The sequence below is a fragment of the Actinomadura sp. HBU206391 genome, assembly GCF_014323665.1.
In the GTDB taxonomy this organism is placed as follows: domain Bacteria; phylum Actinomycetota; class Actinomycetes; order Streptosporangiales; family Streptosporangiaceae; genus Actinomadura_C.
This window is the reverse complement of record NZ_JABVEB010000133.1, coordinates 1-15,208: the sequence shown is the minus strand read 5'-3', so window position 1 is coordinate 15,208 and position 15,208 is coordinate 1. Positions and strand designations below refer to the sequence as shown.

General features: G+C 67.4%; 6 protein-coding genes. 3 read left to right on the top strand and 3 right to left on the bottom strand.

Annotated elements, in window-relative coordinates; translation table 11 throughout:
- A partial coding sequence (locus HKK72_RS42360) for an RHS repeat-associated core domain-containing protein (RefSeq protein WP_187237237.1) occupies positions 1 to 6,086 on the bottom strand: 6,086 nt, incomplete at its 3' end.
- A gap of 100 nt (positions 6,087 to 6,186) precedes the next feature.
- Positions 6,187 to 10,413 carry a LamG-like jellyroll fold domain-containing protein gene (locus tag HKK72_RS26970; protein WP_187237236.1) on the bottom strand — a complete coding sequence of 1,409 codons (4,227 nt, stop codon included), beginning with the start codon at positions 10,411 to 10,413 and terminating at the stop codon, positions 6,187 to 6,189.
- Between the two features lie 894 nt (positions 10,414 to 11,307).
- On the opposite strand from HKK72_RS26970, the gene HKK72_RS26965 reads away from it, so the two are divergent.
- From HKK72_RS26965 to HKK72_RS26955, 3 genes are all read left to right on the top strand, one after another.
- Positions 11,308 to 12,438 carry a tyrosine-type recombinase/integrase gene (locus HKK72_RS26965; RefSeq protein ID WP_187237235.1) on the top strand — a complete coding sequence of 377 codons (1,131 nt, stop codon included), beginning with the start codon at positions 11,308 to 11,310 and terminating at the stop codon, positions 12,436 to 12,438.
- A 756-nt stretch (positions 12,439 to 13,194) separates the two neighbouring features.
- On the top strand, positions 13,195 to 14,118 hold the full coding sequence (locus tag HKK72_RS26960) for an NAD(P)H-binding protein (protein ID WP_315987462.1): 924 nt from the start codon (positions 13,195 to 13,197) through the stop codon (positions 14,116 to 14,118).
- On the top strand, positions 14,115 to 14,963 hold the full coding sequence (locus HKK72_RS26955; protein ID WP_187237234.1) for an NAD(P)H-binding protein: 849 nt from the start codon (positions 14,115 to 14,117) through the stop codon (positions 14,961 to 14,963). Before HKK72_RS26960 ends, HKK72_RS26955 begins: the two co-directional genes overlap by 4 nt.
- On the opposite strand, the gene HKK72_RS26950 is transcribed toward HKK72_RS26955, so the two are convergent.
- Positions 14,944 to 15,208, bottom strand: a 265-nt coding sequence (locus tag HKK72_RS26950) for a hypothetical protein (RefSeq protein WP_222721168.1), incomplete at its 5' end; no start/stop codon positions are given. The two genes, HKK72_RS26955 and HKK72_RS26950, sit on opposite strands and share 20 nt — an antisense overlap.

Here is a 15,208-nt window from a genome sequence, read left to right as displayed (position 1 = left end):
GGGCCACCACCGCCGCCGTCGGGTTTGGAGGGTTGTTTCTTGCCGGCGGCGTCTGGGACGTCGTCGGCTTTTTTGGCGGCTTGTTCGGCTGCTGCCTGGGCTCGGGCGATCTTGGCGGAGGCGGCTTTGAGGACGTTGTCGGCCCATTTGACCTGCCCGATCCAGGACAGGACGCCTTTGGCGGCGCGGTAGATGGCTTTGGCGAATTTGCCGAGTTTGTACCAGGGGACGGCGCCGGCGACGGCGGAGATGCAGGAGCCGACGCTGCCTTTGGCGCAGTTGTAGATGTCGGAGAGGCCGATGACGTCGAGCAGGAGGGCGCCGCCGGTTTCCAGGATGACCTGGGTGAGGGACTTCTTCTTGACCACCTTGGCCTGTTCGACGGCTTGCTGCTCTTGTGGCGTCAGTGCGGGCGGCGCGCCCGGGGAGGTGTTTGCGGCAGGTTTCCAGCCGTCGTTGTAACCGCAGGCACTGGGATTCTCGGAGCAGGGGGTGCCGACGCTGCGCGGGCCATCGGTCATCAATCCAGTCGGGTCGCTTTGCGTGATCGGTGTGTTGTTGGCGTAGGCGTAGCCGTGCATCTGCTGCGGGTCGCCGACGTCGATCAGGGGGTCGACGGAGATGAAGCGGCCGGTGGTCGGGTCGTACTCGCGGGCGCCGAGGTGGGTCAGGCCGGTGGCCTTGTCGAGGGTGCCGCCGACGAAGCCGAGGTCGGCGACGAGGTTGGCGGGTTGGCCGTTGCGTGGGGTGCCGAACGGGGTCTGGTAGCGGCGTTGGACGCCCTGCCCGGCTCCTGCGGTGGCTTGGATGGACATCTCGGCGGTGCCCTGGTGGTCGGAGGTCAGCCACTTGACGCCTGTGCCGTCCTTGGCGGCCACTACGCTGCCGCCGTGGGTGATGTAGCGGGTTCCCTTGACCTGGCCGTTGGCGGCGGACAGTTTGAGTTCCTGGCCGGCCAGGTAGAGGGTGGTGCCTTCGGCGTCTTTGCGGAGCAGCCGGTTGCCGTCGGCGTCGTAGATGAAGGACGCCTTCTCGGCGGCGGCTTCGGTGACCTTCTCCAGCCGGCCTTCGGCGTTCCAGTGCATGGTCTCGGTGGTGCCGTTGACCGTGCGGGTCTTGGTGCTGCCGTTCTGGTCGTAGGTGTAATCGTCGAGCTTGTCGATGCCGGGTTGCCCGCCTGCGGGTGGGGTCTGGGTGCGGACCGAGGTCAGCGAGTGGGGCTGTGCGGCGCCTGGATCGGGGACGGCGTAGGTGCGGGTGGTGGTGGCCGCACCGCCCAGGCCATGCTGGGTCTCGGTCTTGCGGTTGCCGGTGATGTCGTAGGCATAGGAGTGCCAGTACGGGGCGGGCCCGCCGATGGTGGTGGCGGTGTTGGCCTCGGTGGGGGCGGTGGAGCAGTCGGTCTTGGCGGTCCAGGCGGTCGTCAGCCTGCGTAGGAAGTCGTAGTCGAAGCACTGGGCGTCGGCCGCGGTGCCGTCGGTGGGGGTGTCGGAGATCGAGGTGATGTTGCCCGCGTCGTCGTAGTCGTAGCGGGCGTCGTTGAGGCGGACACCGGACTGGACGTCACGGGTGGTGTACGCGCGGGTCAGCCGGTCGGTGGAGTCGTCGTACTCGAAGGTGCGGAACGTCTTCGGGCCACCGGTGGACAGGTGCAGCTGCATGAGCTGGCCGGTCTTGGAGTAGATGGAGTCGGTGACATAGGTGCTGGCGCCCTGCGTGCGTACCGGCAGGCCGAACAGGTCACGGGTATAGACCATGACTTCGCGGGCCAGGTCGCCTGCGGCCGGGAGGGCTTGGCTGGCGATGGTGCCGTCGAAGTTGTAGGTCGTGGTGAACAGGTGGTTGCCGGCGAGGGTGCCCGCCCCGGTGGAGTACTTGGTGAGGCCGTCCTTGGTCGGGATGTTCACGACCGTCTTGGTGGGCCGGTAATTCTCGTCATAGCCGGCGACGGTCGTCTTGTAGGCGACCCCGTCCTGGTAGCGGGTCGAGGATGCCGGATAGCCCTTGGCCTTCGTCGTCAGGTCTGGCAGCAGGACAGTGTCGTAGGTCCAGTCGGCGAGCACCGTGCCCGAGGTGGACCCCGAACGCATGGTGGTCTTGCGACCCAGCTCGTCGTAGGTGTAGGCGAGGACCCGCCCCTCGGCGTCCTTGCTGGTCGAGACCTGGCCGAGGACGTCGTAGGTGAGCTCGCTGACGCCCTTGTCCGGGTCATGGACCTTCCAGGGCAGGCCGCGGTGGTTGTACTCGGTCCGCCAGACGTTCTGTCCCGTGGGGTCGGTGACCGTTTCCAGCTGGCCGCGTTTGTCGTGGGTGTACCTGGTGACGGCGGCGGCGGTCCCCGTCGGGGTGGCACCGTCGAACTGGTGCAACTCGGTGGTGCGGCCGGCGATGTCATTGACCGCCATGGTGGGGGTCTCGCCGTCTGGCGGTGTGACGCGCACCCGGTCCCCGCCGTACTCGGTGAGGCGGCTTGATGTGAGGTTGTCGCGTGCGAGCAGCTTCTCGGTGGTGACCCGGCCCGCGCCGTCGTAGACGAACTCGCTTGCCGACGGGACATCGTCCCCGTTCGGGGTGTACAGGCTGGTGGAAGGCGGCTCGGTGTCGAGGTAGTTGGCGTTCTTGCGGGTGACCATGCCGCGGGAGTCATACAGGGTGTCGGCGAGGACCCGCCCGCCCCCGGGGGCCGGAAGCTGGGTCTGCCTGGACCGCAGGTGGCCGTCGTAGAGCTCGTAGCTGACCGAGTAGGTGCCGTCGTTGCGGCGGGTCCTGGTGGTGACCGCGGACGGGCCGTTCTTGCGGATGTCGTAGACGAATTCGCTGTTGAACGGCTCGCCGTTCATGGACTGACCGGGCAGCCAAACCTTCGAGACCCGCCCGAGCGGGTCGTAGACCAGGTCGGCTCGCTGTCCGTTGGTATCGACCTCGGCCTGCGGCACGCCCCACGAGGGATCGATGTTGGTGATGGATTCGAAGCCCTTGGGGTCGGTGGTCTTGACCGAGGTGGCCAGGCCGCCTGTGTCGGTGTATTCGGTGGTGGAGGACTTGCCGTCGGCGTTGGTGGCCTTGGTCTCTCGGGCGTACCCGTCATACTCCTTGGTGGAGGCCGTCGTCCAGGTGGGAGTCGTTCCGTTGAAGTCGGTGACCTCCTGCACCTCGACCACGTCACCCTTGGTCGGCGGGGTCCCGTGCGCCGCGTCGGGGTCGTCGTAGAAGACCTTGGCGTGTGAGATGAAGTCGTCTGGGAGGGTCGGCGTCACGTCACAGGTGGTGGCGTAGCTCTCGATACGGCTGGCGTAGGTGAGCATGTGAGCGTTGGCGTTGGGCGCATAGGTGTACTTGGTGCAGGTCTCGTCGTCACTGACGCCGAGTTGGCCGTGGTCGGTGACCTGCTTGACCTGGCCGTCGGGGTTGAACTCGCGGACCACCGCGCCCTTGCGCCAGCCTCGGACGCCGTCGAGCGCGACGTAGGTGTTGACCCGCTTGGTGTTGGCCAGGTACGCGGTCGAGGTGCCCCATGGCATGACGCGGCGTGCGGTGTGCGCTGACAGCCAGGGTTCGTTGATGGTCTTGGAGACCAGCTGTGAGCCGTTGTAGACGGTGCTCTCGAACGGCTGGCCCTGCCATCGCCAATGGTCGGAGTACTCGTGGCCTTCGCTGGAGGTGAGCGTCACATCGCGTGGCGGGGCGTCGTCGCCGGATTGTTTGTCGCCGTCCATCCCGGTGAAGTAGACGGACTCTGCGCGGGAGCGGGTTCCGGTGGTCGCGCCGGTGCGGACGGTGACGTTGCGGTAGCCGTGGTACTGCGACCAGGTCTTGCGCTTGGGCGGGGTGATGCCGTCATCGTCGTCGTAGTGCCAGAACGGGCCGGTCGACTCGTCGTACTCGTAGTCGGTGATGATCGGCGGTGTGGCGGCGGCCAGGTCGTTTTGCACCACCTGCTGGACGACGTATTTGTGGAACCAGTCGAGCCGGTCTGGTTCATCGTCGGGCGCCCAGTGTTGGGGAAAACATCGCATGGTGTTGCTGTCGACCTGGGAGGGAATGTTTCCGGGACGGCTGCACTCGGTCGGCTTGTAGTTGATCCGGATCTCGCCGCCCGACTCGGAGATGATCGACTGCATCCGCCGCTTGTAGAGCGGTACCGCGCCGTCTTCGGGGTCGGGGTTGAAGACCCGGTTGGCCAGTTGCACGCCGGTGAACGTCACTTCCGGAAGCGTGGCGCTCGCCCCCCGGTGGTTCCCGGAGTGCTGGATGGAGTTCAGCCACAGCGCCGACCGGGACAGGTCACCCGAGGGCGGATACGACTGGTTCAGCGTCCAGGAGTCGACCGCGCAGTAGGTGGTGGCGCAGTAGTCGGCGGCCGGCCGGCGGATCTGGGTAGTGACCTTCGCCAGCCGCTTGCGTGACCAGAAGGTCGGCGAGTGCCGCTTTTCGCACTCCTGCCCTGACGCGCAGTACTGGTCGAACGGCACGTCCCTCCAGCGTCCGGCGTTCGCCTCCGTGAACTGTGACTCGGCGCAGGTCACCGTGCCATCGGGCTCGCAACGCTCACCTACGGTGAAGATCACCTGGGCCGGGGCGGGAGTGCTGTGGATGGTGTTCTCGTCCTGGCCGTAGTCGATGCGCTTGAGGTAGCCGCCGCGGTGGTAGGGGGTGCCTTCCACGTCGGCCTTCATGTTGCGGCCGTAGTGGTTGGTCTCCCTGCCGTAGTAGTAGGTCATGGCCCGGCCGTGTGGGTCGACGACCATGTCGAGGTTCCACCGCCAGCCCTGCTGGCACCAGGAGTCGGCGAAGCCGTCGCTGTCGTGGCAGGGTTCGCCGGAGTCGTTACCGAAGACCGGCACCCGCCAGGTGGAGTCGGTCTCCTCCTTGTCGGCTGTCCAGTTGGGCAGCCGGTTGAGGCCGAAGAAGTACTGGGTGCCGTCGGGGGAGGTCAGCTTCCAGTGCTCGCCGTTGTCGTCGCCGTTGACGGCGCCGGTCAGCTTTTCGATCTTGGAGCCGTCGTCGGTCCGGGGATGCCAGCCGCGCCCGTCGTCGTCGCGGACGAGTTCGGTGGCGGTGCCGTTGAGCACCATGGTGGCGTTGTCGTGACTCCAGCACAGGTCGCCGGTCTTGGGGCTACCGCCCTCGGTGTCCTCTAGGCACGCCTTGTACTTGCGCTCGATGTAGCCCTGCCAGAAGTCGAACCCTTCGCCGACCCAGGAGGTCTGGTTGTTGGTCGCCGAGGTGCGGCCGTCCACGCCGCCCGAGGAGTAGGTGATCGTCAGGTCGGGTGACGGGCCACCGGGCACCGGCGGTACCCGCAGCGGGTACGACCAGCCGAAGTCACCGGTCTGCGCGCTGACCTGCCACTGCGCCGACGCCGACAGCGGGGTCGCCTTGTAGTCGCCGGACCCGCTGCCGGCCGCGGCGGCGACCGCGAACAACGAGCCGGACGCCGATGCGGTGCCGGTGACCTCGACGTCGGCGCTGAGCCGTCCCTTGGTCACGTCATTGGCGGTGGGAATGGGAACACCGCGCAGGCACTCGGGCCTGTCGGGCGTCGTGGCCGCGCAGTCCGGCAGCCGTTCCAGCCGCAGCCGGGAGGCGTAGTCACCACCGTAGGCGTAACGGAACGAGGAGTAGTCCACCTCAATGCGGGACCGGCCCGCCTGCGCCGTCCCGTCCGCGCGGGAGACCTTCAACAGCAGCCCGCGTACTTTGGCGCGTCGTGTGGCGGTCTGGTCGAGCAACTCGACCCGGACCTTGCGGGGTGGCTCGGCCGATACTCGGGAACGGGTACCGGTCTCACGTTCGGGTTCGGTGACCCATACGGGCAGCGATCCGGCGCGCGCCCGCTTGAGGCTGCCGGTGGGGGTGGTCACCTCGGCGGCTCCGGCGCGAGGCCAGGAGGTGGGGGGTGGCGGCTCGGGGTTCGTCTGTTCACGGGGCGGCTTCTTCACCTTGCCCAGCGGGCGTTCCTCGCCCTTGACGGTGCGCTGCTGCTTGACCTCCGGAGGGGCGCCCGGCTCGGCCGTGGCCGGCATGGCCAGCAGCAGCGGGGCGGTGACGGCACCGGCCATGACCAGGGACAGACGACGGATCACACGACCCGAACCCGACAAGCGCATCAACGACCTCCACTAGGGCGTACCGGGACAGCGCGGTAAGCCGGCCCGGGCACCGCGATGCCCGGGCCGGCGGCCGCTAATGGACCATGTCGATCGGGTAGGCGGCTGACATGACCTGCAGCACGTCCTCCCGCGTGAGCACGCCGGCGTAGAGGCTCACTTCGTCCACCTGGCCGGGGAAGAAATCGTTGGCGAAACTGCCTTTGTACTTTCCGGTGCCGATCCGGAACTGCTGCATCGCCGCCCAAGCGGTGGTGAAGGGGACCTGCGCGGACCTCACGAGCTGACCGTTCACGTAGAGGCGCATTTGTCGATCGCTCATGTCATAGACACCGGCCAGATGTGTCGGCTCGTACTGCACGACGTCCGATGACTGGGCCCGGTATACCTTCACTGTGTTGTCGTCGGTGCTGTTCGCGCTGAACGTCCATCGGAAACACTCGGTTTCCTCCGGGTCGCAGACATCCGTGGTGTTGTATCGGGCGGCGTAAAGCTTGAAGCCGCTGTTGACCGCGCCATCTTGGCTGAGGACGGTAGCGCCGGGTTTCGTGACCGACCAGCTCTCAGGAACGTTCGTCACCCGTACCCAGGCCGCTACGGAGAAGCTGCGATCGGTGCGCAGCAGGCCCGGCGGCCCAACAGTCTGGTCATCGACGCCATCCAGATTCAGGAAGCCCATGCCGTCTGCGGTCCAAAAGACCTGGTCGTCTGCGAGGAGTTGAGCTCCGCCCTGCAGGGTCAACGGTTTGGTGTTGCCGTGTTCGGAGGGCGCGGTGCCGTCTCCAGGCCCGCTCTCTGGCGGATTGAGCTTCCAGTGCCCGGTGAGCTGTACGGGCAGATTGGCCTCTCTCCAGATCTCTGATTTGCTCTGTGGGTCGGCGGGGTCCTGTGTCCCGGTGGGCGGGCCGGTCTCGCGATACGGGTCGTCGTCGATGGCGTAGTCCCAGACCTTGACCTCGTCGATCCCTCCGTTCAGGTTCTCCTGCCACGCGCCGTTCCACCTGCTACGGCCGACCTGCAGTTGCCCGCTGGCGTGCCACGGGGTGGTGAACGCCACGGACGCCTCCAGGCGGCCATCGACATAGAGCCGGATCTGCTTGGCCACCGGGTCATGCACGCCGAGCAGGTGTGTCCAGCTCAGGGTCGGAACCGTTGTGGAGGTCGCGCGGATGATCTGGGTGTCGTCGGTGTCGGAGACGTGCCGGTTGAAGATCCACCGGTCGGATGACTTGGAGTAGTAGAGCTGGAAACCACTCGCCCGAGTACCGGCCTGGCTGAGCATGGACATGTTGACGTTCTTGTTGGTCAACTTGACCCAGGCGCTCACGGAGAACGCCTGATCCGTGCGCACCGCCTCGGTCGGTGTGGTGGCGTGCGCGTTGCCGGTGCCGTTCAGCGTGAGGCCGCGCCCGTATTTGGCGTTATCGGCCTGGATCGCGCCGGTCCCGAGCGTGAGGGTTCGCCCCTCGTAGATAAGGTCTTGAGGCGGCGCGCCGTTCTCCTCATCGAGCTGGAAGTAGGCCTCCGGCTCCAGCGCGGACTCGACGACCACCCGTTGCCAGATCCGTACGTTGTCCACCTGGCCGGGGAAGTTCTCGCCGAACGCCCCGTTGTATTTCAGGCGCCCTATCTGCAGGCCCCCGGTGGCGTTCCAGGGGGTGGTGAAAGCGGCCCAGCCCTCGAGCCGGCCGTTGACGTACAGCCGTATCTGCTTGTCGCCGGGATCGTAGACGCCTAGGAGATGCGTCCAGGCGTTGACGTCGGGGGTGCGTGACCCGATCGCCCGCGTGATCGCCGAATTTTGGCTGTCCGTGCCGTGCCGGTTGAAGATCCACCGGTCGTAGCTGGAGGAGTAGTACAGCTGGAAACCGCTGTTGACGCTGCCTGCCTGGGACAGCGCCGTATAGTTGGCGTCTTTTTTGGTGAGCCGGACCCAGGCGCTGATCGTGAACGCCTTGGACGTGTCGGCTACAGGGCCGCTGGTGGCTGCGTAGGCGGTGGTGCCGTTGAGCGATACGGCACCATCGACCCGCCCGGCCGCCCACCCGGCCCCGCCGGCCAGCGTGGCCGTACGGCCGGTGGCCTTGGCGTCCTGAGCCGCCGTGCCGGTGTTCTCGTCGAATTTGAAGTGCGATACCGGCGCGGCGCCGCTCTTCACCTCGAAGGTGTAGACCGCCACGCAATCGCTCCAGTTGCCTGCCGCGTCCACGCTCGCCGCGTACATCACGCGGGGTCCTACGGCACGCGGGGTCGCAAGGACGGTTTGGGTCCCCCCTGGAGTGCTCGCGTTGACGGGGCCTTGGGAGCAGTCGGGGTCGTCCAGCCCGTATCGGAAGGCGGTCACATCGGTGTCGCCGTTGGCGGCCAGGACGAATCGGCCCGGATGCCCGGCGCCTTCATTGCCTTCAGGCAGTTGCTCGATCGAGGGATAGTCGGTGGAGGTGACGCTGGGCGGCCGCTGAGGGTTGGTGGTGTCTATCTTGATCCAGCAGTGCAGGCTGAACGCGCTGGCGGCGCCGTGTTCGTCGATCGCCTTGACGTTGAGCCGGTACACCTTGCCGTCGACAAGGCTGCCTGTGGGCACCTGCCACTGGTGCTCGCGGTTAGTGGAGTTCAGCGGCGAGGTCCAGCTGGCGCGCAGCGGGTCGGCGACGGCCGGGTCGTACTCACGGATCTCGAACAGGCCCTTGACGGTGCTGTCGGCGTCGAACAACCGGGCGTAGACCGTCGGGTTGGTCTTGTTGATCGGGATCGGCTTGTCCAAGGAGCCACCGGAACACCAGCCGCCGGGCTGGGTGCGCATGTCCGAGAGGGCCGGCTGCCTGGGGACGGAGTTGTACTCGGTGACGATCTTGGTCAGGTCGTAGGTGCTCTTGAACTTCTTCCATGCGTAGTTGTCGGTCTCGTCTTCGGCCTTGACGCCGAGTGTCAGCGTGGACCACCTGCCCGCCGCGGCGGCGGACACGGCATCCTTGACGTTGAACTTGATGCTGCCCCCCGGGCACGAGGAGTTGTAGCCCTTGGCGGTGTTCACGCTGGCCAGGTAGTCCTGCCAGGCGGGTTGGTTGCTCCAGTTCGTGCCCGAGGAGAATCCGCCGGTCCGCCAGGCCTGCACCTCACGGTCCTCGCACGACCACGAGTGCGAGACGTAGATGTGGAAGTAAGAGCTGAGGATCTGCTTGCCGTGCAGGGTGGGATAGATGTTGAACCGGTAGAAGGTCCGCCACTTCTGGCTGGCGTCACCGGCGTGCCCGGCCTCCCCGTACGGCCCGTCGATACCTCCGTTCGGGTACTCCTGGTCGGGGAAGCCACTGGAGACCTTGGCCCAGGCCACCCGGCCGACCGTGAACGGCGGGTCGATCACCACCGGGAACTTGGTGGCAGGATCCCCCAGCATCGCCTGGTCGGGGATCACCGACAGCTCACCCGCGCCCACATCCACCTCGACGGCCTGGCGTCGCGCGCCCACCGCAGGCCCCTCGAGCCTAGGCGGGACCTCGCCCGATGCTCTCAGTCGCTCGGGGGTACCCGATGCTGCGGTGTCGGAGGAGTCCCACATGATCGGAGTAGCGGCGACCAGGACCAGGCCGCCAGAGGCGTCGAGGACGTCCACCCCGCCGTGGGGGTTCTCCCGCACCGACATGCCCCGACCGGACGTGCCCAAGGTGATGCGCCGCAACTCTGGGTTCTCGGCGGCCTCCGGTGTCTTCACCACCAGCGCCCACACGAAGCCTTCGATGTCGGCGCGAACCTGGAGATCCACTCCGGGCAGAACCTCAGGGTAGGAAGCGGTGTCACCGTCGAGCCGGGGCTCGGGCAGGGTGCCAGGCCAGTTGAAGGCCATCGACTGTCCCCCGTCGGAGATCTCCGCCAGCGGCCGCTCCTGCCCACCCCCGGAAAAGCGCAGGCCCAGCACTGAGGCGACCGGCCCGACCGTGCCATCGGGTTCCCGCCGCAGCGTGGGATCCACACCCACCCAGGCATCGTCCTGCCGCACCCAGCGCGGTCGAAGGCTCTGCTCCATCCTCAGCACACCCGAGGGCTCAGCAAAAACCCGCCGAGTGGTAGTCCGCAGACCAGAAACCTCGACGGGCTCTCCCGAGTCGCGAGCAGCGCGCAGCGCGCCGTCTTCGGTGCTGGTGTCGAGGGACGGTTCGGCCGCGGCGGGCCGAGCGGCGCCCGGAGCCGCAGCCAGCACGGTCGCCGCCATCGCCGACGAAACGACTATCCCAACGACCTTCGCAACGACTGACGGCAACACCCTCAAGGCCATAAAAACCCCGTCCGGGCAGCAGGTGAACAAGCCGGGCCAAAAGTAACCCGACGGTGATCATCTGGGAAAGATCATGGAGTGGAGTCATTGAGTGACGGAGATCACCCGAAGACCCACTTGATCAACCGCAAGGATCAGTTCCTGCCCTGCTCAGGCCCGTACTCGAAGACGCCGAACACCGTCCCACTCGAAAGGGCTGACCACACTCGGACAGCCAGGGCATCCGCTTGCCAGAACCCAACGGCTTGAGTTACAGAGCCGCACCACGCATCTGCCCTGGCGATATCAACGCCGTCGTGTCCACGCTCATGGACCCATGTGCACCCTGCTGTCGCCAGGGCATGGCGCCGTCAGCCGGAGGCTACGATCCGATCCTCACGACTCGCACTGTGTCGCTCGTGCACCCCGGGCGATGGTCTGATGGGGATCCGCCTCCCCCACTCGCGGCGAGTGCTCGCCACCGCGCTCCCTGGTTCATGCCGGTGATCTCGACTACGCCGTCGCCCGTTCTTGGCCAGGGCGGTGGCCCTGGTCGGTCAGGACCGCCCAGGACCCTTCTCTGCGTCCACGGCGTCGGTCTCTTGCCGCGTCGGCGCTGAAACGGCGCGTTACGGCTGGTTGACCTCGATCACCTGGATGCCGCTTGAGGAGTTCGATCCGTTGTGTTTGTGCAGGTCAGGGTTTGCTGAGGCGGTGCACCATGGCTGTATGAGGACTATGAGGAGTGCCGGTGGCGTGTACCGGCGGTGCGGCTGTGAGGATCGGCGGTTCGGCCGGGCCGTGGGCAACAGGTGCCCGCGGCTGGCGGCCGAGCGAAGTCACGGCAGCTGGTACCTGCGGCTGGAGTTGGGGGCCGGGGTAGATGGCCGGCGTCGGCGAGTGCGGCGGGGTGGCTTTGCCACCCGTAAGGCTGCGGAGGAGGCGTTGTCCCGGCTGCGTGGCCCGACGGGCAGGGCGGTCACGGTGGGCGAGTGGCTGGCGCGCTGGCTGCAGGCGCATCCGGGCGCGGCGTCGACGGTCGCGGGGTATGCCGGTCACATCCGCTTGTACCTCGAGCCGCAGCTGGGGCAACTGCTGCTGGGGGAGCTGTCGGTCACGCAAGTGCAGGAGATGTTCACCGCGATCGCCTACGAGCACGAGAAGGCGGGCCGGCCGATCAGAGCGGCGACCTTGAACAGGGTCCGGGCGACGCTGCGGAGCGCGCTGAACGCCGCCGTCCGGGAGGGACTCATCGACACCAACCCGGCCGCGCTGGCAGTGCTACCGGCGGCGCCGCGCCCGCGTGCGGTGGTGTGGACCGCCGCCCGGGTGGAGCACTGGGCACGTACGGGAGAACGTCCCGCGGTGGCGGTGTGGACGGCGGAGCAGACCGCCGCGTTCCTGCACGCCATCCGAGGGCACCGGCTGTATGCGGCCTACCACCTGATCGCGTTGCGGGGACTTCGGCGCGGTGAGGCGGCCGGGCTGCGCTGGTTCGATGTGGACCTGGACGAGGGCACGGCGGTCATCTCCGGGCAGCTGCAACGCAGGAACGGGCGGCTGGTGGCGTGCCCGCCGAAGACAGCCCACAGCGCCCGCGTCATCGCGCTGGACCACACCACCGTAGCCGCGCTGCGCGCGCACCGAGACCGCCAGCGCAACGAAGCAGCACTATACGGCGCCCGGTACCGCGACAGCGGGTATGTGTTCACCAACCTGAACGGGAACCCGGTGGATCCTGGTCGGCTCACTCACGTGTTCCAGCAGATGCTCACCGAGCACGCGCTGCCACCGGTGCGGCTGCACGACCTGCGGCATGGTGCGGCGACGCTGGCGCTGGCAGCCGGGGTGGAGTTGAAGGTGGTGCAGGACATGCTCGGACACTCCAGCATCGTGCTAACCGCCGACACCTACACCAGCGTCCTGCCGCAGGTCGCCCAAACCGCTGCCGAGAAGACCGCCGCCCATGTGCTTCAGGCAGGGTGGCGCCTACCAGGCACCACGCGGCACCGACGACCATCGAGACGCAAACGGCGAACCGCCGCAAGCCCCGCAGGCCGCCGCGCCGCAGCTTGATCAGAGCATCTGCTCCCCGTTCGAACTGTCTCAGCCGAAAGGACCAACTGAACACCACCACCGCCGCCTCCGGCGCCGAACAACGCCCGGATGCGCATGCGACCCTGCCGCGGCCGCGGAACCCAAGCGGTGAGAGTACGTCGCGGCCGCCGCGCCGTCCGACGCCCGAAGCTCTGGCCCCAGGATGGCCCCATCTCGGCCCCAGGCATGATCGTCAACGCGTCTCGCTGAGCGCGTCTGGGCAGGTCAGACGTGGTGGGCCGCCTGGGACTCGAACCCAGAACCGACGGATTAAAAGCCGCTCCATGCACACCGGACCGACACTCCTACTGTCGGCCTGTGCCGGTTCATCCGCGACTCCGCCGTTTCCGATGCCAGATCGTGCCACGTAGTGCTGCTGCGTTCCGTGGCATACGAGCAACCACCGAGCAACCACGGACATCAGCCGGTACAGGGCAACCGCCGATGCCTACACGAGACACCTGCACCAACGCAATCGCGTGGACCTGTGGCGCGAGTCTTACCGACACTCCGACATGGTGCGGGTGGGAAGTCGCTGCCAGGTTCGACCGGGCGACGAGCCAGAACGCCTGCCGGTGCCGGTCACCATCGAAAGCGATGCAAAGCGCCCTTGGAACGATCCATGTGCGGCTGCTCAGAAACCGACCTAGCATCCCGAAAACGACCACCGCCGCGAAGGGCCACAACGCGACGGCGGTCTGTTGTGCCATCCAGTCAGGCAACCGAAGGAGCAACGTGACGATTCTAGTGACAGGTGCGACCGGGAACATCGGTCGCCGTGTAGTGGATCAGCTGGTGGGTGCCGGTCAGCGGGTGCGGGCCATGACCCGCGATCCGCGGGCTGCGCGCCTCACCGACGGGGTCGAGGTGGTGTACGGGGATTTCGAGCGTTCTGAGACCTGGCCGGACGTGCTGGACGAAATCGAGCGCGTCTACCTGTTCCCCTTCGCCTATGTCGCCTCGGAGCCCGGGGCCGGGTTCGTCGAACAGGCGGCGAAGGCGGGTGTTCGCAGGTTCGTGGTGCACTCCGCCGCGGCTGCCGGATTCGCCCCCGGTGACGAGCCGGGTGACCGGAGCCTCAACCCGCTCCGGCGCCACCTCGCCGAGGAACGGCAGGCTCATCGGGAGCTGGAGCTGATGGTGGAGGCCACCGATGCCGAATGGACCCATGTGCGACCGGGGCTGCTCGCGGTCAACACCCTGGGATGGGCGGAGCGGATCCGCGCCGAACTGGTGGTGCGTGAACCGTACGGCACCGCCGGATATCCGCTGGTTCACGAGGCCGACATCGCCGAGGTGGCGGTCGCGGCGCTGCTGGGCGACTCCCACGTCGGCGCCGCGTACACGATCACCGGTCCGGCGAAGATCTCGCAGGCCGAGCAGGTGAAGGCGATCGGAGCGGCGATCGGGGAAGAGATCCGCTTCGAGGAACTGACACCGGAGCAGGCGCGTGAGCAGTGGCTTCAGGACGGTTACCCGCCGGAGATGGCCGACTGGCGGATCGAGTTGCTGGCCGCGGCAGTCGACGGGCCGGGGTTGCTCCCGCCGACCACCACCTTCCAGCAGATCACCGGACGCCCCGCGCGTACCTTTGCGCGGTGGGCCCTCGACCACGTGGCGGACTTTCGTCCGGCTGGACGCACGGAGGAGGCGGCATGACGATCCTGGTGACCGGAGCGACCGGTCTGGTGGGCCGGGAGGTTGTCGGCCAACTGCTGAAGGCGGGTCACGATGTGCGTGCACTCACCCGCCGGCCCGCGGCCGCCGGGCTGCCCGAAGGGGTCACCGTGGTCGAGGGCGACCTGGAGCGGCCCGAGTCACTGCGGGCCGCCCTGCGAGGCGTCGAGCGGATGTACTTGTTCCCCGTTCCGCACGTGGTCTCCGACGTCGTCGCGATGGCGAAGCGGGCCGGCGTCCGGCAGGTGGTGGTCCTGTCCGGAGCGGAGACCGACAACGACGCGTTCGGGAGCGGCTACCAGGTCGTCGAACGGGCAGTGGAGGAGTCCGGGCTGGAGTGGACGCACTTGCGGCCAGGTGAGTTCGCGGGCAACTGGCTGGACTGGGCGGAGAGGGTGCGTACCGAGCGGGTGGTACGCCGACCCTACGGCGGCGCGGTGACCCAGCCCACCCACGAAGCTGACGTCGCCGCGGTGGCCGCCACGGTCCTGGCCGAGAACGGCCATGCGGGCATGACGTACACCTTCGCCGGACCCGAGGCACTCACCGTGGCCGAGCAGGTGCAGGCGATCGGGGTGGCGATCGGTCAGGAGATCCGATTCGAGGAGCAGGATCCGACAGAGGCCCGCGACGAGTGGATTCAGCATGGTTATCCAGCGGAGGTCGTCGACTGGCTGTTCGGATGGTGGGCGGAGTCCGCACGCGACCCCGCACCCGTCGACGAGGAGCGAGCCGCCGTCGTACAGCGTCTCACCGGCCGTCCCGGTCGCACCTTCGCGCAGTGGGCGGCGGATCATGCGGCGGACTTCAAACAGCCAACCCCATAGAAAGGGCCGTTTCTAAACCGATCTGAAGAGGGCCGATGAGATCCCGTCCGATCACCTCGATCGGACGGGATCGATCTCCTCCGTGCTCGGCGACCGCTGCAGGCACGTCGGCCAGCTTCGCAAGGTACCCCAGCCGCTGGTAGGTCTTCAACCACACCAGCAAGGACATCAAGTGCTGATCATCCTGCGTCGCGCCGCGAGCCCACTTCACCTCGTCAGTCGACGAAGTGAAAACTCCGCTAATA

Excerpts from the sequence above, each read along its gene's own strand:
- HKK72_RS26955 (WP_187237234.1), top strand. The coding sequence starts at position 14,115 with ATGACGATCCTGGTGACCGGAGCGACCGGTCTGGTGGGCCGGGAGGTT.